This is a genomic window from Pseudomonas sp. TJI-51, assembly GCF_000190455.2.
Lineage (GTDB): Bacteria > Pseudomonadota > Gammaproteobacteria > Pseudomonadales > Pseudomonadaceae > Aquipseudomonas > Aquipseudomonas juntendi.
In genome coordinates, this window is the sequence record NZ_AEWE02000014.1 from 59,211 (window position 1) to 80,459 (window position 21,249).

At 62.9% G+C, this 21,249-nt stretch carries 25 protein-coding genes and 2 pseudogenes; 15 read left to right on the plus strand and 12 right to left on the minus strand.

Annotated elements, in window-relative coordinates; genetic code table 11:
* Window positions 1-47: 47 nt before the first annotated feature.
* A complete protein-coding gene (locus tag G1E_RS03630) occupies window positions 48-671 on the minus strand; it encodes a LysE family translocator (RefSeq protein WP_009686636.1) in 624 nt (207 codons plus the stop codon).
* Between the two features lie 131 nt (window positions 672-802).
* On the opposite strand from G1E_RS03630, the gene G1E_RS03635 reads away from it, so the two are divergent.
* Together G1E_RS03635 and G1E_RS03640 are read left to right on the plus strand one after the other, a co-directional pair.
* A complete protein-coding gene (locus G1E_RS03635) occupies window positions 803-1,612 on the plus strand; it encodes an AraC family transcriptional regulator (protein WP_047149635.1) in 810 nt (269 codons plus the stop codon).
* A 106-nt stretch (window positions 1,613-1,718) separates the two neighbouring features.
* Window positions 1,719-2,333 (plus strand): LysE family translocator, encoded by a 615-nt coding sequence (locus G1E_RS03640; protein ID WP_009686632.1) that lies wholly within the window; start codon window positions 1,719-1,721, stop codon window positions 2,331-2,333.
* Here G1E_RS03640 and G1E_RS03645 read toward each other — a convergent pair.
* Window positions 2,281-3,006, minus strand: a complete 726-nt coding sequence (locus tag G1E_RS03645) for a metallophosphoesterase (RefSeq protein ID WP_033691206.1) — start codon at window positions 3,004-3,006, stop codon at window positions 2,281-2,283. The genes G1E_RS03640 and G1E_RS03645 overlap by 53 nt on opposite strands.
* A gap of 228 nt (window positions 3,007-3,234) precedes the next feature.
* Between G1E_RS03645 and G1E_RS03650 the strand changes: the two genes are divergently transcribed.
* A complete protein-coding gene (locus G1E_RS03650) occupies window positions 3,235-3,972 on the plus strand; it encodes a carbon-nitrogen hydrolase family protein (RefSeq protein ID WP_009686630.1) in 738 nt (245 codons plus the stop codon).
* Window positions 3,969-4,211: a hypothetical protein gene (locus tag G1E_RS03655; RefSeq protein ID WP_009686629.1), complete on the plus strand. Its 243-nt coding sequence runs from the start codon at window positions 3,969-3,971 to the stop codon at window positions 4,209-4,211. The genes G1E_RS03650 and G1E_RS03655 overlap by 4 nt, the downstream gene beginning before the upstream one ends.
* 4 nt (window positions 4,212-4,215) lie before the next feature.
* On the opposite strand, the gene G1E_RS03660 is transcribed toward G1E_RS03655, so the two are convergent.
* A complete protein-coding gene (locus G1E_RS03660; RefSeq protein WP_009686628.1) occupies window positions 4,216-4,716 on the minus strand; it encodes a methylated-DNA--[protein]-cysteine S-methyltransferase in 501 nt (166 codons plus the stop codon).
* A 222-nt stretch (window positions 4,717-4,938) separates the two neighbouring features.
* Between G1E_RS03660 and G1E_RS28595 the strand changes: the two genes are divergently transcribed.
* Entirely contained in the window at window positions 4,939-5,109 is a 171-nt protein-coding gene (locus G1E_RS28595; protein ID WP_009686627.1) for a hypothetical protein, read from the plus strand.
* A 54-nt stretch (window positions 5,110-5,163) separates the two neighbouring features.
* On the opposite strand, the gene G1E_RS03665 is transcribed toward G1E_RS28595, so the two are convergent.
* Complete coding sequence (locus G1E_RS03665) at window positions 5,164-5,523, minus strand: hypothetical protein (protein WP_033691203.1); 360 nt, start codon at window positions 5,521-5,523, stop codon at window positions 5,164-5,166.
* A gap of 210 nt (window positions 5,524-5,733) precedes the next feature.
* On the opposite strand from G1E_RS03665, the gene G1E_RS03670 reads away from it, so the two are divergent.
* Both G1E_RS03670 and G1E_RS03675 read left to right on the plus strand, forming a co-directional pair.
* A complete protein-coding gene (locus G1E_RS03670) occupies window positions 5,734-6,048 on the plus strand; it encodes a hypothetical protein (protein WP_047149636.1) in 315 nt (104 codons plus the stop codon).
* A 62-nt stretch (window positions 6,049-6,110) separates the two neighbouring features.
* The gene (locus G1E_RS03675; RefSeq protein WP_009686624.1) at window positions 6,111-6,362 is read left to right on the plus strand and encodes a hypothetical protein; all 252 of its coding nucleotides are present in this window, start codon (window positions 6,111-6,113) and stop codon (window positions 6,360-6,362) included.
* On the opposite strand, the gene G1E_RS03680 is transcribed toward G1E_RS03675, so the two are convergent.
* The 4 genes from G1E_RS03680 to G1E_RS03695 form a co-directional block, all read right to left on the minus strand.
* The gene (locus tag G1E_RS03680; RefSeq protein ID WP_009686623.1) at window positions 6,349-6,657 is read right to left on the minus strand and encodes a hypothetical protein; all 309 of its coding nucleotides are present in this window, start codon (window positions 6,655-6,657) and stop codon (window positions 6,349-6,351) included. The two genes, G1E_RS03675 and G1E_RS03680, sit on opposite strands and share 14 nt — an antisense overlap.
* A 168-nt stretch (window positions 6,658-6,825) precedes the next feature.
* Window positions 6,826-7,194 (minus strand): hypothetical protein, encoded by a 369-nt coding sequence (locus G1E_RS03685; RefSeq protein WP_009686622.1) that lies wholly within the window; start codon window positions 7,192-7,194, stop codon window positions 6,826-6,828.
* A gap of 125 nt (window positions 7,195-7,319) precedes the next feature.
* A complete protein-coding gene (locus G1E_RS03690) occupies window positions 7,320-8,483 on the minus strand; it encodes a PAS domain-containing sensor histidine kinase (protein ID WP_009686621.1) in 1,164 nt (387 codons plus the stop codon).
* Between the two features lie 10 nt (window positions 8,484-8,493).
* Complete coding sequence (locus G1E_RS03695) at window positions 8,494-9,306, minus strand: alpha/beta fold hydrolase (protein ID WP_033691192.1); 813 nt, start codon at window positions 9,304-9,306, stop codon at window positions 8,494-8,496.
* A gap of 582 nt (window positions 9,307-9,888) precedes the next feature.
* On the opposite strand from G1E_RS03695, the gene G1E_RS28215 reads away from it, so the two are divergent.
* Window positions 9,889-10,566: a DsbA family protein gene (locus tag G1E_RS28215; protein WP_009686618.1), complete on the plus strand. Its 678-nt coding sequence runs from the start codon at window positions 9,889-9,891 to the stop codon at window positions 10,564-10,566.
* 75 nt (window positions 10,567-10,641) lie between these two features.
* On the opposite strand, the pseudogene G1E_RS03705 reads toward G1E_RS28215, so the two are convergent.
* The 3 genes and pseudogenes from G1E_RS03705 to G1E_RS03715 form a co-directional block, all read right to left on the minus strand.
* Window positions 10,642-10,953, minus strand: a pseudogene (locus G1E_RS03705) (AMP-binding protein); the annotation flags it as partial.
* A gap of 374 nt (window positions 10,954-11,327) precedes the next feature.
* Entirely contained in the window at window positions 11,328-11,585 is a 258-nt protein-coding gene (gene trbK, locus G1E_RS03710) for an entry exclusion lipoprotein TrbK (RefSeq protein ID WP_305955439.1), read from the minus strand.
* A 305-nt stretch (window positions 11,586-11,890) separates the two neighbouring features.
* A complete protein-coding gene (locus G1E_RS03715) occupies window positions 11,891-12,349 on the minus strand; it encodes a VOC family protein (RefSeq protein ID WP_009686615.1) in 459 nt (152 codons plus the stop codon).
* Window positions 12,350-12,375: 26 nt separating this feature from the next.
* Between G1E_RS03715 and G1E_RS29160 the strand changes: the two are divergent.
* From G1E_RS29160 to G1E_RS03725, 3 genes and pseudogenes are all read left to right on the plus strand, one after another.
* Window positions 12,376-12,641 (plus strand): annotated as a pseudogene (locus tag G1E_RS29160) (site-specific integrase); the annotation flags it as partial.
* 20 nt (window positions 12,642-12,661) lie between these two features.
* Window positions 12,662-14,248, plus strand: a complete 1,587-nt coding sequence (locus tag G1E_RS03720) for an ABC-F family ATPase (RefSeq protein WP_009686613.1) — start codon at window positions 12,662-12,664, stop codon at window positions 14,246-14,248.
* 149 nt (window positions 14,249-14,397) lie between these two features.
* The gene (locus tag G1E_RS03725) at window positions 14,398-15,591 is read left to right on the plus strand and encodes an MFS transporter (protein WP_009686612.1); all 1,194 of its coding nucleotides are present in this window, start codon (window positions 14,398-14,400) and stop codon (window positions 15,589-15,591) included.
* Here G1E_RS03725 and G1E_RS03730 read toward each other — a convergent pair.
* Window positions 15,562-16,599: a dienelactone hydrolase gene (locus tag G1E_RS03730; RefSeq protein WP_009686611.1), complete on the minus strand. Its 1,038-nt coding sequence runs from the start codon at window positions 16,597-16,599 to the stop codon at window positions 15,562-15,564. The two genes, G1E_RS03725 and G1E_RS03730, sit on opposite strands and share 30 nt — an antisense overlap.
* Window positions 16,600-16,800: 201 nt before the next feature.
* On the opposite strand from G1E_RS03730, the gene yghU reads away from it, so the two are divergent.
* The 4 genes from yghU (at window position 16,801) to G1E_RS03750 (ending at window position 21,208) form a co-directional block, all read left to right on the plus strand.
* Window positions 16,801-17,643, plus strand: a complete 843-nt coding sequence (gene yghU / locus G1E_RS03735; RefSeq protein WP_047149637.1) for a glutathione-dependent disulfide-bond oxidoreductase — start codon at window positions 16,801-16,803, stop codon at window positions 17,641-17,643.
* A 185-nt stretch (window positions 17,644-17,828) separates the two neighbouring features.
* Window positions 17,829-19,532, plus strand: coding sequence for an amidase (locus G1E_RS03740; protein WP_047149638.1), 1,704 nt, complete (start codon window positions 17,829-17,831; stop codon window positions 19,530-19,532).
* 93 nt (window positions 19,533-19,625) lie between these two features.
* Window positions 19,626-20,294: a PAS domain-containing protein gene (locus tag G1E_RS03745; protein WP_165944115.1), complete on the plus strand. Its 669-nt coding sequence runs from the start codon at window positions 19,626-19,628 to the stop codon at window positions 20,292-20,294.
* Window positions 20,291-21,208: a pyridoxal-phosphate dependent enzyme gene (locus G1E_RS03750; protein ID WP_009686604.1), complete on the plus strand. Its 918-nt coding sequence runs from the start codon at window positions 20,291-20,293 to the stop codon at window positions 21,206-21,208. Before G1E_RS03745 ends, G1E_RS03750 begins: the two co-directional genes overlap by 4 nt.
* Window positions 21,209-21,249: the final 41 nt, after the last annotated feature.

A 21,249-nucleotide genomic window follows, 5' to 3' on the forward strand; every position in this document is an offset into this window, starting at 1 on the left:
TGGCCCTGTGCCACCTGACATTTACAGCTTACTACCCGGGTTGAACCCTAGCGACGCGCCACCAGTAGGCCGAGGCCAGCGCAACCCAACAGCGAGGCGCTGACCCGGTTGAACAGGCGCCGCGGGCCTGGCTGGCTGAACCAGCGCTGCAGGTAGGCGCCAAGGCCTGCATAGAGGGCGATCGCGGCCCATTCCAGCACCAGGAACAGCGCTCCCAGCCAGAGGAACTGCTCACTGACCGGCATACGACTGTCGACGGTTACGAACTGCGGCAGGAACGCAGTGAAAATCAGGATCGCCTTCGGGTTGCCGGCCGCTACGAAGCATTCCTGCCGCGCCAGGTGCCACATGCCCCGTAACTCACCGCCGGTGCTCGCAGCCACGCCCACCGGTGCCCGCCACAGTTGCCAGGCAATGTAGAACAGGTAACCCGCGCCCACCACTTTGATGGCCAGAAACAGGTATTCACTGGTATGCAGCACCACCGCCAGGCCCATGGCCGCCAGCGCGATCATGCCACTGAACGCCAGAATGCGCCCGGCACCGGCGACACAGGCGGTGCGCAGCCCGTAGCGGCTGGCGTTGTGCAGCGACAGCAGGTTGTTCGGCCCCGGGGCCATGTTCAGGGCGAAGCAGGCGGGGATGAAGAGCAGCAGGCTCGATAAGTCCATTCTTGTTTTCCTTTGGCAGCAGGCGCCTATTTCGGCGGGCCCGGGGCCATTCGGTCAAGTGACAGCCAGCGATAAAAACTGTACAGGTGCCTTGCAGCTGTTACCCTGCCGACAACCCCGAGGAGCGCATAATGCCCCGTACCCACGCCGCACTGTGGCGCGACCCGAACCTGCCACATGTGGAAAGCCGGCGCGCCTGCCATAGCCGCGCCTGCTACAAAGCCCACAGCCACCCGACATTCTCCATCGGCGCAGTGGATGCTGGCCTCAGCCTGTTCAGCGGCGCTGGCGGCGGGCAGGCGCGGTTGACACCTGGAACCCTGGTGCTGGTCCCGCCCCGGCGCGTACATGCCTGCAACCCCGCACCCGGCTATGCCTGGAGCTACCAGATGCTGCATGTGGATGCCCACTGGCTGTCGCAACTGCGCCTGGAGTCGGAACTGGGTGACGGCGGGGCTGGCGCCCCTGCGCGTATCTGCCGGGAGGCACTGCTGTACCAACAATTCTGCGAGCTGAACGGCCTGCTGTTCTCCACCGCCAGCAATGCAGAGAAAGACGCGGCGCTGGTCGCCTTTCTCGGGGACCTGGACTTTGCCGCGCAGCTGCCGCTGGCACCGGCACCGGCATTGGCGGCTACGGCCCTGAGCGGCTTGATCGCAAGGATCGAAGCCCAGGATCCGGCACAGTTGAGCCTGGCGGTACTGGCGCGGGAGGCCGGGCTTGGGCGCTATCAGTTGATTCGTGCGTTTCGTGCAGCCACCGGTTTCACCCCCCATGCTTACCTGCTCAACGCCAGGGTCAACCTTGGGCGGCAGCTGCTGGGCAAAGGGCAGGCACTGGCAGAGGTGGCCTACCGGTTGGGGTTTGCCGACCAGAGCCATTTCCAGCGGGTGTTCAAGGCTCATGTGGGGGTGACACCGGGGCAGTATCGCGGCGCTTGAAGGTGCACAGCCGCGAGGCTGACCCATGAGGCCCCTGCAATATTCTTCAATACGCCATGCCAGCCCGGCAGCAGACTGCGGCCTTTAACGCAGAGCAGCCCGGTCCATGCAAATATTCCTGATCGTCGCCCTCGTCCATTTCCTTGCACTGCTATCGCCAGGCCCAGACTTCTTCCTGGTCGCACGCACGTCGGTCAGCAGCGGCTGGCGTAGCGCCAGCGGCGTGTGCCTGGGTATCGCCCTGGCCAATGGTGCGTTCATCACCGTGGCCTTCACCGGCTTGTCGATGCTCCAGGAAGGCAGCCCATTGTTTGCCAGCCTGCAATTGGTCGGTGCCGTCTACCTGGTGTACATCGGTATGCTGTTCCTGCGCCATGCAGGGCATACCCGCCTGACTGCGGCCGTTGGCAAGCACACTGGGCCAGGGTGGTGGCAGGGGCTGGGCATGGGTTTGCTGTCTGCCCTTCTCAACCCCAAGAACGCACTGTTCTACGCGAGCCTGGCCAGTATGGTGGGCAGCGCCAGTGCCGGCTGGAAAGCCGCTTGCGCGCTGTGGATGTTCGGTGTGGTGCTGCTGTGGGACCTGCTGATCGCCGTGGCCATCGGCAACCAGCGGGTACTGCGGCGCTTCGCGCGCTGGCTGCCGTGGCTGGAACGCAGCTCCGGGATCATGCTGGTGCTCTTGGGCGCGGCTGTGCTGTTACACCTGGCCTGGGGCTGACCAGCTTCAGGCTGCGCATGTCCACCAAGGTGAAGTGGCCGCTGGCCCAGCCGCCGGTGTCCAGGTGCCAGACATTGCCCAGCAGCGTGGCCTGCGGCACCGGCGTGTGGCCCACCAGCAAGGCACGCAGCCCTTGCACCGGCTCGGTATCGCCAGCCCTGAGTCGCCGCCGCGACCACTGGCATACTTGCCTGACTTTGGGGTCATCCAGCAGCTCCAGCCACGTTCTCAATTGCAGCCAATCGGCAGTCGGGCTGTCGGCATGCAGCAGGCCGACCAGGCCTGCCGCACTTTCAACCTCGATCGCAATCGGCAGTTGCTCGAAACGTTCGACGAAGCGCAGTTGCTCGGCCCGCGGCAGGTCGATGAACCAACCGCCGCCAGCTTCGCGGTACATGGCCAGGTCCAGTTTCCCACCCCGCACGCGGGTAATGGCCAAGGCCTCATGATTGCCTTGCACGGCATGAAACCAAGGCTTGGCCAGCCACTCCAGGGCCGCCTCGTTGTCTGGCCCGCGGTCGACCAGGTCGCCCACGCTGAACAGGCGGTCCACGGCGGGGTCGAAACCCACCGCATCCAGGCATTGCTGCAGGCGCTGGAAATGGCCGTGAATATCGCCCACTGCCAGGTCGCGGCCCCGCAGGTTGGCGATCATGCGCCGTAACCGTCCCATCTCACTGTTCCTCTGCTGGCGCTGCCCAGGCAGGGATGAAAGGCTGACGGACCCGGCCTCCCCCCGCACGCATCGCACCCTTGATGAACAGCATGGCACAACCTGCTCCAAGCGCGCAGGTCGCGGGCCACTTTCGCCCCTTGTGCTCGCTGAACGCCCCTTCACTGGTACAGGCGTCGTGGCCGATAGTATGCTGGCGGCTTCAACCTCTACCAGGGAAGGGTTTACATGAAGCTGTGCGCCGTACAACTGGCATCGCTCAAAGGCGAGGTCTCAGCCAACCTGCAGCGCCATCTGGCCTGCATCGAACAGGCTGCAGCGCTTGGCGCCGAACTGGTGGTGTTTCCCGAGTTGTCGCTGACCGGCTATGAGCCCAGTGTGGCACGCCAGGCGGCCATGCCGGTCAGCGCCAGGCAGCTGGACCCGCTGCAGGCCGCCAGTGACCGCCTGGGCATCACCGTTGCCGTCGGCCTGCCGCTGCCAGCCCCTGACGGCATACGCATCGGCATGCCTGTGTTCAGCCCCAATGCACCGCGCCAGGTCTATGCCAAACGGCGCTTGCATGCCGATGAGTTGGCCTGGTTCAGCGCCGGTGACCAAGCCTTGTTGCTGACATTGGGTGAACACTGCATCGCCCCGGCGATCTGCTACGAGTCGATGTTCATGGGGCATGCCGCTGCGGCCCGTGAACATGGCGCCGACCTGTACATGGTCAGCGTGGCGAAAACCGCCAAAGGGATCAGCGAGGGTCACCCGCACTACATGCGGGTCGCCCGCGAGCTGGCCATGCCGGTGCTGCTGGCAAACTGCGTCGGGCCAGCCGACACCTTCATTGGCGCCGGCGGCTCGGCTGCGTGGGACAGCAAGGGCCACATGCTGGCCAGCCTGGACGACCGCAGCGAAGGCCTCATCGTCCTGGATACCCGCCAGGCCAATGCCATTGCGCTGCCACTGGACCCGGTATGACCTATTTCGTACTGGCCCTGCTCAGCTATGCCTGTGCCTACTACCTGACCGGCCTGATCATCCGGGGGCAAATGGCCGACGTGGCCGAGCATTTGCGTCACCGGCCCGACGCGCCGACACCCGGCGCCTACCTGCGTGAAGTGCAACAGGCTGCGCGGCGGGCCCACCGGCACTACACCTTGATGGCAGGTTCGGTACTGGCGGTGCTGGCCTGCCTGATCGCCAGCTGGTTCGGCTGAACAGCTAAAGGTCCAGCACCAGGCTCTGCCGCCCTTCCAGCGCCAGCAGGTATTGCTTGGCCGCCAGCCCGCCGGCAAACCCGGTCAAGTTGCCCGATGCACCGATGACCCGGTGGCAAGGCGCGATGATCGAGATGGGGTTGCGGCCATTGGCCGCGCCCACTGCACGCACCGCACCGGGGTTGCCGAGCTGCCGGGCAATCTCGGCGTAGCTGCGGGTTTCACCGAAGGGTATGGCCAGCAACGCGGCCCACACCTGGCGCTGGAACCCGGTACCGGCAAAATCCAGCGGCAGCTCGAACTGTCGGCGCTTGCCGCTGAAGTACTCACCCAGTTGGCGAGCGGTTTCCAGCAGCACCGGGCACTGATCGTCACGGTGCAGTGCGCCCAGGCGCACGCGGTTTTCGCGCTCGTTCTCCCACAGCACGGCTGCCAGACGATCGCCGCGCGCTACCAGGGTAAGCGTGCCCACAGGCGATTGCATCATGGTGAATGCGCTGGACATCAGCGGGCTCCAGCAGATTGCGATGTCGCCACTGTAAAGATCCACCGTCTGTGGCGCATCCGCTTTCTTGCTCGGGTAACTGCACAGCAGGCACTGATCCGCACCGGACGGGCGGACTGAGGCGTCCACTCTATCACTTTGTGATTAACCCTAATCGAACTGAGTCACGGGTTCTTCTGATGGGTCGAGAATTATGAATGCAGTCAATTCATGAGGTGAACCATGACCATCGTGGCAGAAACGCTCGCCCAGCTCGCCCAGGCACTCAAGGCTCAGGGGGCGCGGCGCATCGCGGACCTTACCTTCATCCGTGCGCCCTATCGCTGCGGCAAGCGCTGGATATGCAGTGTGGTACGCCGAGGGGCCGGGCGCAAACTGATCAAGCAGTCGTAAGCCCGGTTGAAACCTGGCGCGGTCTGAAAGGACCCAGCCGCGCTCGGCGCTGTCTCAGTCCAGGCAATCCTTGGCCGCCTGGCGCAACTTGTCCCCGGACAAGAAACTGCCTTTGTAGAACGTAGCACGGCTGCCTTCGCCTGAATCGATCACCTCCAGTACATCGTCACTGGCCACGGCACTGGATGCCGTCAGCCGATAGCCATGGGCAATCGATTTCTGCGTGGCTTGCGGGGCCACAGCCTGCCATTTCGGCAACACGCAGGCCGCATATTCCTGGGGCGTTTTCGAACTGAGCTTGCTGGCCGTCGGCTTGCCAGGCGTCGCACAACCGGCGAGGCCGGCGATTAACAATGAACTGATAAAAATACGAAAAGTATGCATTTGCAATTGACTCGTATGGATATGCTGCATTCTAACGAGACCGATACCGACTGACCAATCAACCAAAGTCTGGCCATGAGAGGCCTGTGGTTCAACGGCAGCGCGTTACAGCGACTATTTGCTTATAACGACGGAACGAATTGAATCCGCTCCGCTTCTGATGAGCAACAGGCAGCGCAGATTCGGGCTGGCCCTGTTCACTTACCTTGACTCAGTGCTCGCTTCGTTCAGGAGATTGCCATGCTCTGGTGGCTGGAACTACTCACCCAATATGCAACCGCCACTGGCTTGGCTGTCCTCTGCATCCTGGTGTTCTGGGCTTTTGGGCTGGCGTTTGGACGCGCCTATCTGAAGTTGCTTTCTGCCTTGTTAGCCACCATGCTGCTGATGATCGCCGCGTTCCCGCACGGCGTGGACTTCGCCCTCAGGACCCACCTCACCCCGGGCGACGCCAGCGCCCTGCTATTGTTCATTGCCGACGCATCGGGCGTAATCACCGCGGTGCTGCTGGCCTCGTTCTTCTTCGATCCGGAACTGTTGCTGGATGAGGCCTGATCACTCAGGCCTGCCTTTGCTGACCCCTGGCGCAACAGCATCAGACAATCAGGCCCCGCATTATGGAAACGCTTCGCACCATCAAGTCAGATCTGGTCAGAACAGCAGATCATCTGGACCAGCTTAGCCAGACCATGAGTGGCCATGTGCGCTTCATGCTGGCTCGCGGCAGTTCGCCAGGCGACATCGATGTCACCGCGCACGTGCGCGCTATTGATGGGGTTGCGGAGCAACTGCGCGCCGTTGCTGCGAGAATGGACGGCGGCGAGGGCGCAGGTGAAAGCTGGCCGCAGCGCCGGCCTAGCGAAACTTGAGCTTCACGACTTTACTGAGTGCCCAGCCGCTGAAAACGTAGAATGCGTCCAGATAAAAACGGCCTGCATAATTGGGCAACGGCGCGTTGTTGAGCAGCACATCAGGATCAGGCGTTGGCGGAAACAGCGCATAAATACCATTGGGCAGCACTGCCAGTGCCAGCAACAACAGGTAAGTCGATACTTGCAACAGGGTGGCCCGGCTGCCGAACCTGACCGACCATTTCAAACCGTAATAGGCTACCAGGCCGGCCACCGGCAATACCCAGAAATGCGTCGGGATTCCAATGAACATTTCGGCGACAACGCTTCTTGCTTCCACCCGCTGCTCTCCATTCAAACTGCTTTAATAGTGCGTAATGCTGTATCACCCGTTAAGGGGCTGCTGGGCAGCCCATCGCAGGTAAGCCAGCTCCCGCAGGTACCGCAGGCGCTGGTTCGTTGTTTCAAAGCGCGTGGGCAATCAAGCTTTCGAGCACAGCAGAGCGGCATCAAGCAGCCTTCCGTGGTCGTACCAGGCGTCACGCTGGTAGGCCGCGTATTGGCGCTTGGGCCCTGCCCCCTTCAACTCGACAAGGCCATCGGCCTTGTCAGGATCGGTGCTTTCAACGAACAGCCTGACCGAGTCGCTACTCTGGATCTCATAGGTTTTCACCTGGGCTGGAAGTTCGCTTCTGACGCAACCCAGGTACGTGGGTGGGCTTTTCGCGGTGGTCCCGTAAGTGTTGTCATGACTGTCGCGCACATCACCATCATGGGCACAGCCAGCCAACAACAGGGTACTCACCCCAACCATCAACACAGCGCCTGCCAGCGATTGGAATTTCATCATGCGACACGCTCCTGTTACCCCCACGAGAAACCGAGAACGTACTACCAGGTAAGCCGCCTTTTTAATTGTCCTTGCGCCATCATACTACCGAGTCTCACTCGGAAAAACTGACAGGTCAGAAGTGACTACGCCTCGGTGGCCGGGCGCTCCTTGTACAACTGAACCATGAAGGTAGTGCCGTACACGGCATTGGAGGTCATGGAGATGTGCCCGCCGTGGGCGTGGGCAACTTCCTTGACAATGAACAGACCAAGGCCGATGGACCGCAGCCCTTCCTGGCGGTCGCTGCCGCGCGTCATTGGCTCGTACAAGGTGGGTATCACTGCTTCGGCGATGGCGGGGCCGTGGTTGTGCACGCTGATCAGCACGCTGTCCGCGAAACAGTCAGTGGTCACCGTAATCGGCTGGCGCAAGTCACCGTAGGCAACGCTATTGGCGACCAGGTTGCCGATCATTTGCTGCAGCCTGTCCTGATCCACTTCGAACATGGCCTGCCCGCGGGAAAGATGACGAATGCTGGCGTGGCAGAAGGTGATCTTCAGCTCGCTGACACATTGATCCACCACCCGCAACAGGTCGACTCGCTGACGCTTGATGCTGATGCCCTGGCCTAGCCTGACCGAGGCGAAATCCAGCAGGTCGACGATCATGCGCTGCGCGCGCTCGGCCGATGTGTTGATGCTGCCCAACAGGCGCCGGGCCCGCTCGCCCTGGGCATCACGCCCCAGCAGTTCGGTGGCCATCCGGATAGCGGTCATGGGGTTTTTCAAATCATGGCTGGCAACCGCTACCATCTGCTCGGCCAGTAGCGCACGCCGCTGGGCCTCGGCGTAGGCCAGGGCCAGGTCGTCCTGTGCGCGCTGCAGGGCATGCTCGGCGCTGATTTTTTGCGCCAGCAGTTCCTCGGCCCGTTGCATGGCCTGAAACACCGTGTGCTCGTTACGATCACGCTCGCTGGTACTGAACAAGGCTAGCTGAAAGCGAATCCCTTCAGCGGTTTCACGGCGCACGGCATTGAGCAGCATGGCCACCACGTGACCATCGCGGTGACGCAGGCCGACCTTCACCTCGGAAATCGAGCCCTGCAAGTTCAGCAAAGGCCCCCAGTGGGTAAGCTGGAAGGTACGGCCCACGGTGGTCAGCAACTGATCGAAACTGCGCTGTTTCAACTGCGCTACGTCATACCCCAGCCAGTTGCCAAAGGTGGCGTTGCAGCGCAGCAGTGTGCCGTCCGCCTCCATGACGACCAGGCCGCAAGGCGCATGCTCGAAGTAAGACGCGTCGAACATCACGGTCGGATCATTCACGGCCCAGCCCCAGGCGGGCGAAAAACCCGTCCATGGCCGCGGCGCAGGCGCTGGAGGCGCTGAGCTGCGGGTAATGGCCCATGTTGTCCACCAGTACAAGCTGGCTGCTGGGCATCACCCTTTCCAGGTACTCGCCCACGGCCACCGGAACTACCGGGTCCACTCTGCTCTGCAGGATCAGCGTCGGCACATTCAAGCCTTTCACATCCTCGCGGTGGTCGGACAAGAAGATCACGCGGGCGAAATGCCGGGCGATCTCTGCGTTGGTGCGACGGAAGCTGCTGGCCAACTCTTCCTGCATCGCGGGCTCACCCGACGCACCCATCAGCACAGGCGCCATGGTGCTGGACCAGCCAAGGTAATTCTCATCGATCATCGACAGCAGCTCCAGCACTTCCTTCTGACTGAAGCCGCCGTTGTAACCGTTCGAGTCGATGTAACAAGGCGACCCCCCGATCAACACCAGCCCCGCGATTCTGCCTGGCTGCCGTAGCTCGGCCAGCACACCGATCATGGCACTGACCGAATGCCCCGCAATAATGACCGGGCCCTGGCCGAAATCATCGATGATTGCGTTCAGGTCATCGGCATAGCCCAACAGGGTCGAGTATTTCGCTCTGTCGTAGGCAGCGAGATCGGACTGCCCCGCACCGACCAGATCGTAGGTGATGACACGCATGTGTGGAATGAAATGCGGCGACAACGCCTTCCACATCGACTGGTCGCAGCCAAAACCGTGAGACAGAATCAGGGTAGCCGGGCCGTCACCCTCGATATGTACATTGTTACGCTGCTGTACAGTCATACATATCCCGATTTCGGTCGACATTGCGCTGATAAAACCAACCAGTCCATGCTGCCTGAGAGCATAGTGGACTGCATATCAAGCTGCCTGTAGTGCTTGCTGAATGACATTGAGCGCGAAGCCAACCCACTTTCGAAGCCTTAAACCGGCACCATACAGGATGCAGATGGATAGTTCCGAAAAAACCATCGATCACGGAGCTTTTGTATGCCCTAGCGCTCGGTCAGGTGAACGCCGATAGCAAAAGCCGCCACGACCAGCACCACCTCGACCACGACATAAGCAACCAGGAATTCATCGGAAAACATGACAGGGTCTCTGAGACGCCGCAGCGCACAATGCGCTGTGGGAATGGCTCAGAGCCATCAACGCCGGCAAAAGTTCAGCCACGGTGCGGCGCTGCCCAGCAGCGGGCTGGGGCGGCCGAATCCGTGCACCGTTTCCGGGAAAAGGCTCGGCTGCGACAGGCAGGTTTTCGAACCGCATTTGCCCGGTTTGCGCAATAATCTGTGCGCTGTAATCGCCTATTTCCGCGCATACCAATCGAATAGTCTGGCGCCATCACATTCAAGGAGCCTGATGATGGCCGCTATGAAATTGCACTTTCTGTTCGACCCGCTCTGTGGATGGTGCTATGCCAGCGCCGACACGCTGAGGCACCTGGCAGAGCGCTTCGCCGATGAGCTGGAGATGCACCCGACAGGGCTTTTCGCAGGGCCAGGTGCACGGCAGATAAACGCTGAGTTTGCCCACTTCGCCCGGGCCAATGACTTGCGAATCGCTTCACTCACCGGCCAGCCCTTCAGCGAGTTGTATTTCAAGCAGATTCTCGGTGACCCCTCTCTGCGGTTCGACTCACTGCCGGTCAGCCGTGCGCTTACCCTGGCCCGAGGGTACGGCAAGGCGCTGGAGCCAAAGCTGTACGCGGCCCTGCAAACAGCGCGCTACGTGGATGGCCTTGATACCTCGTCGCCCGAGGTAGTGGCGGCCTGCACTGCCGACTTCCTGGGCCAGGAGGGTTTCACGGCCGATGCGCAGGCACTGCTCACGGCGCTTACCCGGCAACAGCAACTGGCCAGCCAAACCTCGGCCCGCTTCACCGAAGCGCAGGCACTGATGCGCAAAGCGGGCGCAAATGGTGTGCCGCTGTTGCTGGTCGAGCTCGACCAGCGCATGCATGCCTTCAGCGGGCCAGACCTCTACAACCAGCCAGAACGCCTGATCGCTACGATCGAGCAGTTCACGCAGGCTGCAGTCTGAAGCCGCCAAGCACGGTGTTTGCCGCCAGGCTGCACTAGAAGTTGGCGCCCACGCTGACCGGCAAAGTGCGCATCAGGTGATCAGCGCGACAGTCCAGGAGTCTTCCAGTACCCGCACCACTTCATCCACCGACAGCCGCGCATTGATCGGCACCTTGACCATCGCCGCCTTGTACAGCGCCACTTCCGCTTCGACCAGTTCCACGCGGTTGGCGGCAAGAATCGCCACATGCTTGCCAACGCCCACGCCAAGCGTACCCAGCGCGGACGCCAGGCGGTTGCTGCGCCGTTCCAACTGCGCGTAGGTCAGGCGCGTCTGGCTGTCCGCCACGGCGATGTGGTCCGCCCAGTAACGGGCACTCCGGGTAATGATCAATCCAAGGTTCACGTTATTGTTCTCGTCGACAGAAAGACATCGACGATGCTAATCAGCTGTGCGCGCGCAGATGAAATACCAGATTCAGATGTGGGCCATGCCTTTATTGGCTGGCGTACCGCGAGTGGCCGCCGGCAGCTCGGTGATCGTCCGGGGGATTGCGGGCGCTCAGCTGTAATACTTCAAAGGAGGTGTCAGCGCTGATGAAGCGCTTTTGTCAGTAAAAAACAACGCCCCGCACAAGTCGGGGCGTGTAAGGCCGATCAGTGGGCTTTCACACAGTCTGACTAGCTCTGCTCCAGACGGGCTGATTTCTCCATAACGTCGTACGATCAAAGGTAAACCTGTATCGACGTGCAGAGCCGAGCACTGAATCACATCAGCGGTCAGAAATCGTCCGGTGGGCTCTTCTCGAACTTCCACTCTGTGTGTTTTCGAGCTTGGTTAAAACTCTTGCAGTTGAAAACGAATTCATTGCGATCAGAGTCTTTCGAAAGACTGGCGAGGATCTGATCATACGTGCTACCCGAACAATTCTTCTCGTTTGGGGCAGGTACTTTCTCATCCGCCTGTGCTGACAGGCTACACGCCATAACGATGGCTGCGGAAATTCCCACTATGTGTTTCATAACGTCCTCATTCATGACTCAGGGTAATCCGGTACCCTGACCTACCTAGGCACGAGTGACAGGAGGTCCTGAATCGCCCGCGCATTGCACAGTTTGCATGGGTTGCTGACCCCGGCAGCATCATAGCGGGTGGGGCGCCGACACTCCACCCCACTTCTCTGAGTGTCTTGGCAGGGGCAGCTTCAGGTCGGGAGCAGCCGATCACCATTGCCTTTCTCGGCCCAATGCGCACGCTTATGCCCGATGGCGGCATTACCGTTGGCTAGGTTGCCCATCATCACGATCAATGGCCTGAGATACGGGAGGCTGTTCGCAGCCCGCTACTCAGCCGCCTGCATCAGCTCCAGCGTAATGTTATCTGGCCCGGTCACATACACCACCAGCGTACCCTTGCGTGGGCCTGCGGGAATCGGTTGAGGCGTACCCCTGGCCTGCCAGCCCGCTTGCTCGATGCGACCGAGTACGGCGTGCATGTCTTGCACGCTCAATGCCAGATGCGCTGAGCCAATCGCAGATGCCGTAGGCGGAGTGACACCGTGGCGGGCACCCTGCGAATATTCCAGCAACTCCACTCGGCTGCCATCCGGCCCTTTCACTATCGCCGTTCGCACCTTCGGGTCGGCGGTGCCGGTTACATCGAGAATGAATGGTCCTCCCATTTCCGACTGGCGTTCGAGCGTGAAACCAAGCCCGATTGTCCAGAAGCGAATGGCTTCTTCCAGTGAGCTGACGGCGAAGCCAATATGATCGACGGCATAGACACTGTGATTGGAATTCATCAAGTCATCCTTCAAGGGGGACGGTCACGTCTGACCGGCATCAACCATGGCGGCCGATCCTCGCAGGTTTGGGGATCAGGTACCGCCCCCGTATAACTGCCGCCATACCTATGCGACAATACGCTCAATGTCTGGTCTCAACCCCACATTTATCGCCCAACAGCTCGGGCATGGCGTGCAGATGCTCTTATCGACTTATGCGCGCTGGATTGACTCGTCCAACCACTGGTCAGAACTGGAAAAGCGCCAGACTGGCCCCAAATTGGTCCGCAGCTGCGAAGAAGCCACGTAAGTTATTGATAGGTAAGCTCCTTGATCTCCACCGCCAACATCACCATGCAGTTCGGCTCCAAGCCGCTGTTCGAAAACGTTTCTGTCAAATTCAACAACGGCAACCGCTACGGCCTGATCGGCGCCAACGGCTGCGGCAAGTCGACTTTCATGAAGATCCTCGGCGGTGACCTGGAGCCTTCGGGTGGCCAGGTCATGCTCGAACCCAACACCCGCCTGGGCAAGCTGCGCCAGGACCAGTTCGCCTACGAGGAATTCACCGTCATCGACACGGTGATCATGGGCCACGGCCAGCTGTGGAAGGTCAAGGCTGAGCGCGACCGTATCTACTCGCTGCCGGAAATGTCCGAGGAAGACGGCATGGCCGTCGCCGAACTGGAAACCGAATTCGCCGAAATGGACGGCTACACCGCCGAGTCGCGCGCCGGCGAACTGCTGCTGGGCCTGGGTATTCCGCTTGAGCAGCACTTCGGCCCGATGAGCGAAGTGGCCCCTGGCTGGAAGCTGCGTGTGCTGCTGGCCCAGGCGCTGTTCTCGGACCCGGACGTGCTGCTGCTCGACGAACCGACCAACCACCTGGACATCAACACCATCCGCTGGCTCGAAACGATCCTCACGGCGCGTAACAGCACCATGATCATCATTTCCCACGACCGCCACTTCCTCAACAGCGTGTGCACCCACATGGCTGACCTGGACTACGGCGAGCTGCGCCTGTTCCCGGGCAACTACGACGAGTACATGACGGCCGCCACCCAGTCGCGCGAGCAATTGTTGGCGGACAACGCCAAGAAGAAAGCCCAGATCGCCGAACTGCAGACCTTCGTCAGCCGCTTCTCGGCCAACGCTTCGAAAGCCAAGCAGGCCACTTCGCGCGCCAAGCAGATCGACAAGATCCAGCTGGCCGAGGTGAAACCGTCCAGCCGCGTCAGCCCGTTCATTCGCTTCGAACAAACCAAGAAGCTGCACCGCCAGGCCGTGGTCGTCGAGAAAATGGCCAAAGCTTTCGATGACAAGGTGCTGTTCAAGAACTTCGACCTTACCGTGGAAGCGGGTGAGCGCGTGGCGATCATCGGCCCCAACGGTATCGGCAAGACCACCCTGCTGCGCACCTTGGTCGGCGAAATGACCCCGGATGCCGGTTCGGTGAAGTGGACCGACAGCGCCGAAGTCGGCTACTACGCGCAAGACCACGCCCACGACTTCGAAGACGACATGACCCTGTTCGACTGGATGGGCCAGTGGACATCCGGCGAGCAGGTGATCCGCGGCACCCTGGGGCGCATGCTGTTCTCCAACGACGAGATCCTCAAGTCGGTGAAGGTGATTTCCGGTGGTGAACAAGGCCGCATGCTGTTCGGCAAGCTGATCCTGCAAAAACCCAACGTGCTGGTGATGGACGAACCGACCAACCACCTGGACATGGAGTCGATCGAAGCACTCAACCTGGCGCTGGAAAACTACCCAGGCACCCTGCTGTTCGTCAGCCACGACCGCGAATTCGTTTCGTCGCTGGCTACCCGCATCATCGAGCTCTCGGCCGATGGTGTGGTGGACTTCAGCGGTACCTACGACGACTACCTGCGTAGCCAGGGTGTGTTGGTCTGATTGAGCCTTGAGGCCTGGCCGCCTTGGGCGGCTGGGCCTTGCGCCACAGCGCGAGGCCTCTCGACGAAAAATTCGTTAGCCTGCTTTCATTTCCTTCGCGCAACGGCCATGATGGGTTCACGCCCAACCGCCCGCCCGCGAACGAGCCCATGACCGCGCAACAACCTGCTCCCCCCAGCGATAGCTTGCACATAACCCTGCAAATCCTGTCGATCGTTTTCTACACCTTCATTGCCTTCCTCTGCATCGGCCTGCCGATTGCTGTACTGCCCAGCCATGTGCACGATCAGCTGGGCTTCGGCGCCGTGATCGCGGGCGTGACCATCGCCTTGCAATACCTGGCCACCCTGCTCAGCCGGCCATTAGCCGGCAGGGTGGCCGATACCCTGGGCGGCAAGCGGGCAATACGCTATGGCCTGCTGGGTATCGCCGGCTGCGGTGTGCTGACCCTGCTGTCCGCCTGGGCGCTGAACCTGCCAACCCTCAGCCTGGGCCTACTGCTTGCCGGGCGCCTGCTGCTGGGCATAGCCCAAGGGTTGATCGGCGTGGCGACCCTGAGCTGGGGAATCAGCCAGGTCGGCCCTGAACACACCGCCCGGGTCATTTCATGGAACGGCATCGCCTCTTACGGTGCCATCGCCATCGGCGCGCCGGTGGGTGTGCTGGCCGTCGACGGGCTGGGCTTCAGCGTGCTGGGCCCGGCGCTGCTGGGGTTGGCAGCCATTGCCCTGCTGGTGCTGCGCAAACGCCCCGACGTGGCGGTGACGCGCGGCGAGCGCCTGCCCTTCTGGTCGGCGTTCGGCCGGGTCGCGCCGTGTGGTGTTGGCCTGACCCTGGCTTCCATCGGGTACGGCACCCTGACCACCTTTGTCACCCTGTATTACCTTGAGCGTGGCTGGGCCGGAGCAGCCTGGTGCCTGAGCGCGTTTGGCGTGTGCTTCATCATCTCCCGGCTGCTGTTCGTCAACGCGGTCAACCGCTTTGGTGGCTACAACGTCGCGGTCGCCTGCATGGCCACCGAAGTGCTCGGCCTTGGCCTGCTGTGGCTGGCGCCCTCACCACCGTGGGCGTTGCTGGGCGCAGGGCTGACCGGCTTTGGGCTGTCGCTGGTGTACCCGGCACTGGGCGTTGAAGCCATCAGGCAGGTACCCAGCAGCAGCCGGGGTGCCGGGCTGAGCGCCTACGCGGTGTTCTTCGACATGGCCCTGGCCCTCGCCGGGCCGGTAATGGGGGCGGTTGCCGCGCACCTGGGCTATGCCTCGATCTTCTGCGTGGCCGCCCTGCTGGCACTGGCCGGCGTTGGGCTGACGCTGCTACTGGCGCGGCGTGGCCGTGGCCGCTGAGCGCTCGGCCACTTGCGGCGCCCCCAGCGCCTCGCTGAAGAACGCTGCGGTTTCACGTTGCAGTGAGTGGTGGATATGCCGACGGTCAACGCCTTCGGCATCCTTGCACAGCACCGGCATGCGCTGGTATTGCTCGGCATCGCAACGGGCCATGAACACGAAATGCCCGGCACCGGCCAACAGCCGGTAATCCGGTGTGACTGGCAGCTTGCGGGCCAGCGCTGCGGCGTTGCGGTCCACCGCCACCAACTGGTCACTGTCGCCGCTGTAGATCAGTGCAGGCACCTGCACCCCGGCCAGGGCATGCCGCCCGAACAGCAGGCTGAGCGGCGCCATCAACATCACCGCGCCGACACGCGGGTCGGCCTTGGGGCCAAGCTCACTGCGGTCGGCTATCAATATGCCGTGGGTCTTGCAGGCGTCGGCGTCGTTCGGGCGTTCCAGGCAGTACTGGCGCAAACGCTCCAGGTCCGGGTGCGCGCCAGACAAGATCAACGCCGTTTCACCACCCGCCGAGTAGCCGATCACACCCACCTTGCCGTCCGTCAGGTACGGGCCCACCACGCTGTCTGCGCGGGCCGCAGTGATCGCAGCGCTGAGCTGCAACGGCCGGCCATACAGATTGCTCAGGGTGCCCAGGCGGCTGTGGTCGCGGGTGTTGTCCCCGGGGTGGACCACCGCCACCACCACGAACCCTGCGCGCGCCAACGCCGTAGCCAGGTAATGCAACGCCAGCGGGCTGCCGGTATTGCCGTGCGACAGCACCAACAGCGGGAAGCGCCCCATGGCGATGGGGGCCTCTTCAGCCACGTCGAGCGGGTAGCCATCGATACGGCTAGTGCGGGCCGGGCCCAGCGCTGGGTAGAACGCCAGCGCCTGCATGGGCCGGTTATCGACCGGGTCGGTCAGGGTCATGTGATGCAGGCCTGCTGCCCATTGCGCAGCCTCGGCATGGGCCAGCAGGCAGGCGCACAGCGCCAGCGTCAACACGCAACGGGGGAGAGTCATCGGCCAGCGGCTCCTTGCGTGGCAATGCGATAACCCAGCATAGGCCTGGCCCCGCAGGCGCCGCATGAAAACTGGATGAAACTGGCGTTATGCCAGGCCTGCACGCGCACCCTGCATTTGCGCCTGGCGGCGAACCCGTGGCATAGATGACGGTCAACGGTTTTATCTGACCGCTTCAGCGCCCTTGAAGGAGTTTCATGCATGAGCAAACCCGCCTACGTGCCACCCAAGGTCTGGCGCCCTGACGCTGCATCCGGGGGCCAGTTCGCCAGCATCAACCGCCCCGTCGCCGGCCCTACCCATGACAAGGACCTGCCCAAGGGCAAGCAACCGCTGCAGCTGTATTCCCTGGCCACACCCAACGGCGTGAAGGTCACCATTGCCCTGGAAGAGCTGCTTGAACTCGGCCACGCTGGCGCGGAATACGATGCCTGGCTGATCCGCATCGGCGAAGGCGACCAGTTTTCCAGCGGCTTCGTTCACGTCAACCCCAACTCCAAGATCCCCGCGCTGCTCGACTGCAGCCAGGAACCACCGGTGCGAGTCTTCGAGTCCGGCTCGATCCTGTTGTACCTGGCAGAAAAGTTCGGCGCCCTGCTGCCGACAGCGCCTGCTGCGCGCACCGAGTGCCTGAACTGGCTGTTCTGGCAGATGGGAGCGGCGCCCTACCTGGGTGGCGGCTTCGGTCATTTCTATGTGTACGCGCCGGAGAAGTTCGAGTACGCCATCAACCGCTTCACCATGGAGGCCAAGCGTCAGCTCGATGTGCTTGACCGGCGCCTGGCCGAAAGCCGATACCTGGGCGGTGAGGCATACAGCATCGCCGATATTGCCGTATGGCCCTGGTACGGCCAGTTGGTACTGGGCAACCTGTATGGCGCAGCTGAGTTCCTGGCGGTGGACGAGTATCCGAATGTGCAGCGCTGGGCGCAAGAGATTGCCCAGCGCAACGCAGTGCAACGCGGCACCCGGGTGAACCGCACCTGGGGCGACGAGGCCAGCCAGGTGCCTGAACGGCATTCGCCTGCGGATCTGGACAACTGATACAACGCGCGCCGAAGGTGGCCCTGTGGTGATACAGGGCCGCCCCTGCCAATGCCTGCCGCGTGCTCGGGCATGACAATGCCCACCTGCACAAAACCGTTTGCCCCTGCGCAAACCTGCGTCCGCGTAGCCCTTCTTGTACACTCCCCGCAATAGCCCCCACCTGTACATTGTTTGGTGAACGCATGATCGAGGTAACCGAGGTTTCCATTGCCGAGCTGCGCGACGCGCTCGAATCGGGCCGCACGACGGCGGTCGAGCTGGTCAAGGCCTACCTGGCCCGCATTGATGCCTACGACGGCGCCGACACGGCCACCGCCCTGAACGCCGTAGTGGTGCGCAACCCGCAGGCGCTGCAAGAAGCCGAGGCCTCCGATGCCCGCCGCGCCAAAGGCCAACTGCTGAGCCCGCTGGACGGCATTCCCTACACCGCCAAGGACAGCTACCTGGTCAAAGGCCTGACTGCGGCATCGGGCAGCCCGGCCTTCAAAGACCTGGTGGCCCAGCGCGACGCTTTCACCATCGAGCGCCTGCGCGCCGCCGGGGCCATATGCCTGGGCAAGACCAACATGCCGCCCATGGCCAACGGGGGCATGCAGCGCGGTGTGTATGGCCGCGCCGAAAGCCCGTACAACGCCCATTACCTGACCGCGCCGTTCGCCTCGGGCTCGTCCAACGGCGCCGGCACGGCTACCGCCGCCAGTTTCAGCGCCTTCGGCCTGGCCGAAGAAACCTGGTCCAGTGGCCGCGGCCCCGCCTCGAACAATGGCCTGTGCGCCTACACGCCTTCGCGTGGGGTGATTTCGGTGCGCGGCAACTGGCCGCTGACCCCGACCATGGATGTGGTGGTGCCCTATGCGCGCACCATGGCCGACCTGCTGGAGGTACTCGACGTCGTGGTCGCCGATGACCCCGACAAGCGTGGCGACCTGTGGCGCCTGCAGCCCTGGGTGCCCATCCCTGCGGCCTCGGCGGTGCGCCCGGCGTCGTACCTGGACCTGGCCGCCGATGCCGGCGCCCTCAAGGGCAAACGCTTCGGCGTGCCGCGCATGTACATCAATGCCGACGACGCAGCCGGCACTTCGCAAAAGCCCGGTATCGGGGGCCCTACCGGCCAGCGCATCCACACCCGCGCCAGCGTTATCGCCTTGTGGCAACAGGCACGTCAGGCCCTGGAAGCGGCCGGCGCGCAAGTGGTGGACGTCGATTTCCCGCTGGTGTCCAACTGCGAAGGGGACCGCCCCGGCGCACCCACGGTGTACAACCGCGGCATCGTCAGCAAGGAATTCCTGCACGACGAGCTGTGGGAGCTGTCGGGCTGGGGCTTCGATGATTTCCTGCGCGCCAATGGCGACCCCAAGCTCAACCGCCTGGCGGATGTCGATGGGCCTCAGATTTTCCCGCACGACCCGGGCACCCTGCCCAACCGCGAAGACGACCTTGCAGCCGGCATGGACGAATACGTCAACATGGCCAAGCGTGGCCTGAAAACCTGGGACCAGATCGAGACCCTGCCCGATGGGCTGCGCGGCCTGGAGCGGACCCGCAAGCTGGACCTGGAAGACTGGATGGACGCCCAAGGCCTGGACGCCGTGCTGTTCCCCACCGTGGCCGATGTCGGCCCGGCCGATGCCGACGTCAACCCGGTATCGGCGGACATCGCCTGGAGCAACGGCGTATGGGTGGCCAATGGCAACCTGGCGATCCGCCACCTTGGCGTACCGACCGTGACCGTACCGATGGGCGTCATGGCCGACATCGGTATGCCGGTGGGCCTGACCTTCGCCGGGCGGGCCTACAGCGACAATGCCCTGCTGACCTTTGCGGCCGCCTTTGAAGCGACCGGTTCGCGCCGCATTGTGCCGCCGCGCACCCCCGCGCTGGGTTGACCCCCCCACGGCAACGCCCTTCAGGTAACCGTCGCTAAAATCAACGATTCGTGTAAATATACACAAATCGTTGATTTTAGCGGCTCGTTGCTCATGACACCCACTGCCGAGCGCCAGCTCACCCTCACCGTGCTCAAGGCCGCCATCCAGGCCTTGGGCAGCGTTGCCGCGCGCAACATGGAAATCCTCCTGCACGACCTCGACCACCCCGAGCACTCGGTGGTGGCTATCGTCAATGGCCACCTTTCCGGTCGCAGCATCGGCAGCCCGATCCTTGCCGCCCCGGAACAGGACCAGGGTTTCAAGGCCCTGATGCAGGCCTCGGCCGACCAGCAGGGTTGTGAGCCGGTGGTGCTGCCCGACTACCCCACTACCCTCAAGGGCCGCACGCTGCGCAGCGCCACCGCGATATTCCGCGACAGCAGCGGGCACCCGTTTGCCAGCCTGTGTGTGAACACCGATGTTACCGGCCTGGACGCGGCCATGCAGTTCCTCCAGCACTTCCAGCCCCTGGGCGCTACGCCGACCGCCACCGAGCCTGCCGACATGGCGCTGCTGATGAGCGAAATCATCCAGGGCGCACTGCAGCGCAACGGCCAAGGGCGAATGAACAAGCAGGCCAAGCTCGAAGCTGTGCGCGTGATGCAGGAGCGTGGCCTGTTCATGGTCAAAGGCGGCGTCGAGAAGGCCGCCAGCGCACTCGGCGTGACCCGCTACACCATCTACAACTACCTCGAACAATTGCGCGGAGCCAGCCTATGACCTTGCACATCCCTACGCCCCTGATCGAATCACGCCCGCTGTCGCTGGCTGCCGGGCGCAACATCTGGCTCAAGCTTGACGCCCTGCAGCCTTGTGGCTCGTTCAAGCTGCGCGGGGTGGGCCACGCCTGCGAGGTTCACTACGCGCGGGGTGCCAGGCACCTGGTGTCGTCCTCGGGGGGCAATGCCGGCCTGGCGGTGGCCTACGCCGGGCGCAAACTGGGGGTGCCGGTGACCGTGGTGGTGCCCGAGACCACCACCGAACGGGCCAAGGAACTGCTGCGCCTGGAAAATGCCAAGGTACTGGTACACGGCAGCTCGTGGCAGGAAGCCAACGAACTGGCACTGACCCTGGTAGGCGCTGGCGATGCCTTCATTCACCCCTTCGACGACCCGCTGCTATGGGCCGGGCATGCCAGCCTGGTCGACGAAGTGGTTGCGACCGGCTTCAAGCCCGATGCGGTCGTGCTGTCGGTGGGGGGTGGCGGGCTGCTCAGCGGCGTGGTCGAGGGGCTGCAACGCAATGGCTGGGCGGACGTGCCGGTGCTGGCCGTGGAGACGACCGGCGCTGCCTCGCTGCACGCGGCCATGCAAGCCGGGCACACCGTGGCGTTGCCGCGCATTGCCTCGATCGCCGGCTCGCTGGGTGCCAAGCGGGTGGCCGAACAGGCGCTGGCCTGTACGCGTCGGCAACCGGTACACAGCCACCTGGTCAGCGACCGTGCCGCGCTGCAGGCTTGCGAACGCTTTCTGCAAGACCATCGGCTACTGGTGGAGCCCGCCTGTGGCGCCGCGTTGGCGCTGGCCTACGACGCCAGCGCCATGGCGCGTTACTCGAACGTGCTGGTGGTGGTATGCGGGGGTGCTACCGCCACTTTGGAACAGATACAGGCGTGGTTGCGACAGGTCGACTGATACGGGCTGTCATCTGTCTGTTTCCTTTGCCGTGTATCACT

Bases quoted from the DNA above. Each gene is read 5' to 3' on its own strand.
- G1E_RS03750 (WP_009686604.1), top strand. From the start codon at position 20,291: ATGACCTTGCACATCCCTACGCCCCTGATCGAATCACGCCCGCTGTCG.
- G1E_RS03725 (WP_009686612.1), top strand. From the start codon at position 14,398: ATGACCGCGCAACAACCTGCTCCCCCCAGCGATAGCTTGCACATAACC.
- G1E_RS28595 (WP_009686627.1), top strand. From the start codon at position 4,939: ATGACCATCGTGGCAGAAACGCTCGCCCAGCTCGCCCAGGCACTCAAG.
- G1E_RS03640 (WP_009686632.1), top strand. From the start codon at position 1,719: ATGCAAATATTCCTGATCGTCGCCCTCGTCCATTTCCTTGCACTGCTA.
- G1E_RS03630 (WP_009686636.1), bottom strand. From the start codon at position 671: ATGGACTTATCGAGCCTGCTGCTCTTCATCCCCGCCTGCTTCGCCCTG.
- G1E_RS03715 (WP_009686615.1), bottom strand. From the start codon at position 12,349: ATGAATTCCAATCACAGTGTCTATGCCGTCGATCATATTGGCTTCGCC.
- G1E_RS03665 (WP_033691203.1), bottom strand. From the start codon at position 5,523: ATGCAGCATATCCATACGAGTCAATTGCAAATGCATACTTTTCGTATT.
- G1E_RS03695 (WP_033691192.1), bottom strand. From the start codon at position 9,306: ATGACTGTACAGCAGCGTAACAATGTACATATCGAGGGTGACGGCCCG.
- G1E_RS03675 (WP_009686624.1), top strand. From the start codon at position 6,111: ATGGAAACGCTTCGCACCATCAAGTCAGATCTGGTCAGAACAGCAGAT.
- G1E_RS03680 (WP_009686623.1), bottom strand. From the start codon at position 6,657: ATGTTCATTGGAATCCCGACGCATTTCTGGGTATTGCCGGTGGCCGGC.
- G1E_RS03730 (WP_009686611.1), bottom strand. From the start codon at position 16,599: ATGACTCTCCCCCGTTGCGTGTTGACGCTGGCGCTGTGCGCCTGCCTG.
- G1E_RS03690 (WP_009686621.1), bottom strand. From the start codon at position 8,483: ATGTTCGACGCGTCTTACTTCGAGCATGCGCCTTGCGGCCTGGTCGTC.
- G1E_RS03740 (WP_047149638.1), top strand. From the start codon at position 17,829: ATGATCGAGGTAACCGAGGTTTCCATTGCCGAGCTGCGCGACGCGCTC.
- yghU (WP_047149637.1), top strand. From the start codon at position 16,801: ATGAGCAAACCCGCCTACGTGCCACCCAAGGTCTGGCGCCCTGACGCT.
- G1E_RS03645 (WP_033691206.1), bottom strand. From the start codon at position 3,006: ATGGGACGGTTACGGCGCATGATCGCCAACCTGCGGGGCCGCGACCTG.
- G1E_RS03745 (WP_165944115.1), top strand. From the start codon at position 19,626: ATGACACCCACTGCCGAGCGCCAGCTCACCCTCACCGTGCTCAAGGCC.
- G1E_RS03670 (WP_047149636.1), top strand. From the start codon at position 5,734: ATGCTCTGGTGGCTGGAACTACTCACCCAATATGCAACCGCCACTGGC.
- G1E_RS03650 (WP_009686630.1), top strand. From the start codon at position 3,235: ATGAAGCTGTGCGCCGTACAACTGGCATCGCTCAAAGGCGAGGTCTCA.
- G1E_RS03660 (WP_009686628.1), bottom strand. From the start codon at position 4,716: ATGTCCAGCGCATTCACCATGATGCAATCGCCTGTGGGCACGCTTACC.
- G1E_RS28215 (WP_009686618.1), top strand. From the start codon at position 9,889: ATGGCCGCTATGAAATTGCACTTTCTGTTCGACCCGCTCTGTGGATGG.
- G1E_RS03655 (WP_009686629.1), top strand. From the start codon at position 3,969: ATGACCTATTTCGTACTGGCCCTGCTCAGCTATGCCTGTGCCTACTAC.
- trbK (WP_305955439.1), bottom strand. From the start codon at position 11,585: ATGAATGAGGACGTTATGAAACACATAGTGGGAATTTCCGCAGCCATC.
- G1E_RS03685 (WP_009686622.1), bottom strand. From the start codon at position 7,194: ATGATGAAATTCCAATCGCTGGCAGGCGCTGTGTTGATGGTTGGGGTG.
- G1E_RS03635 (WP_047149635.1), top strand. From the start codon at position 803: ATGCCCCGTACCCACGCCGCACTGTGGCGCGACCCGAACCTGCCACAT.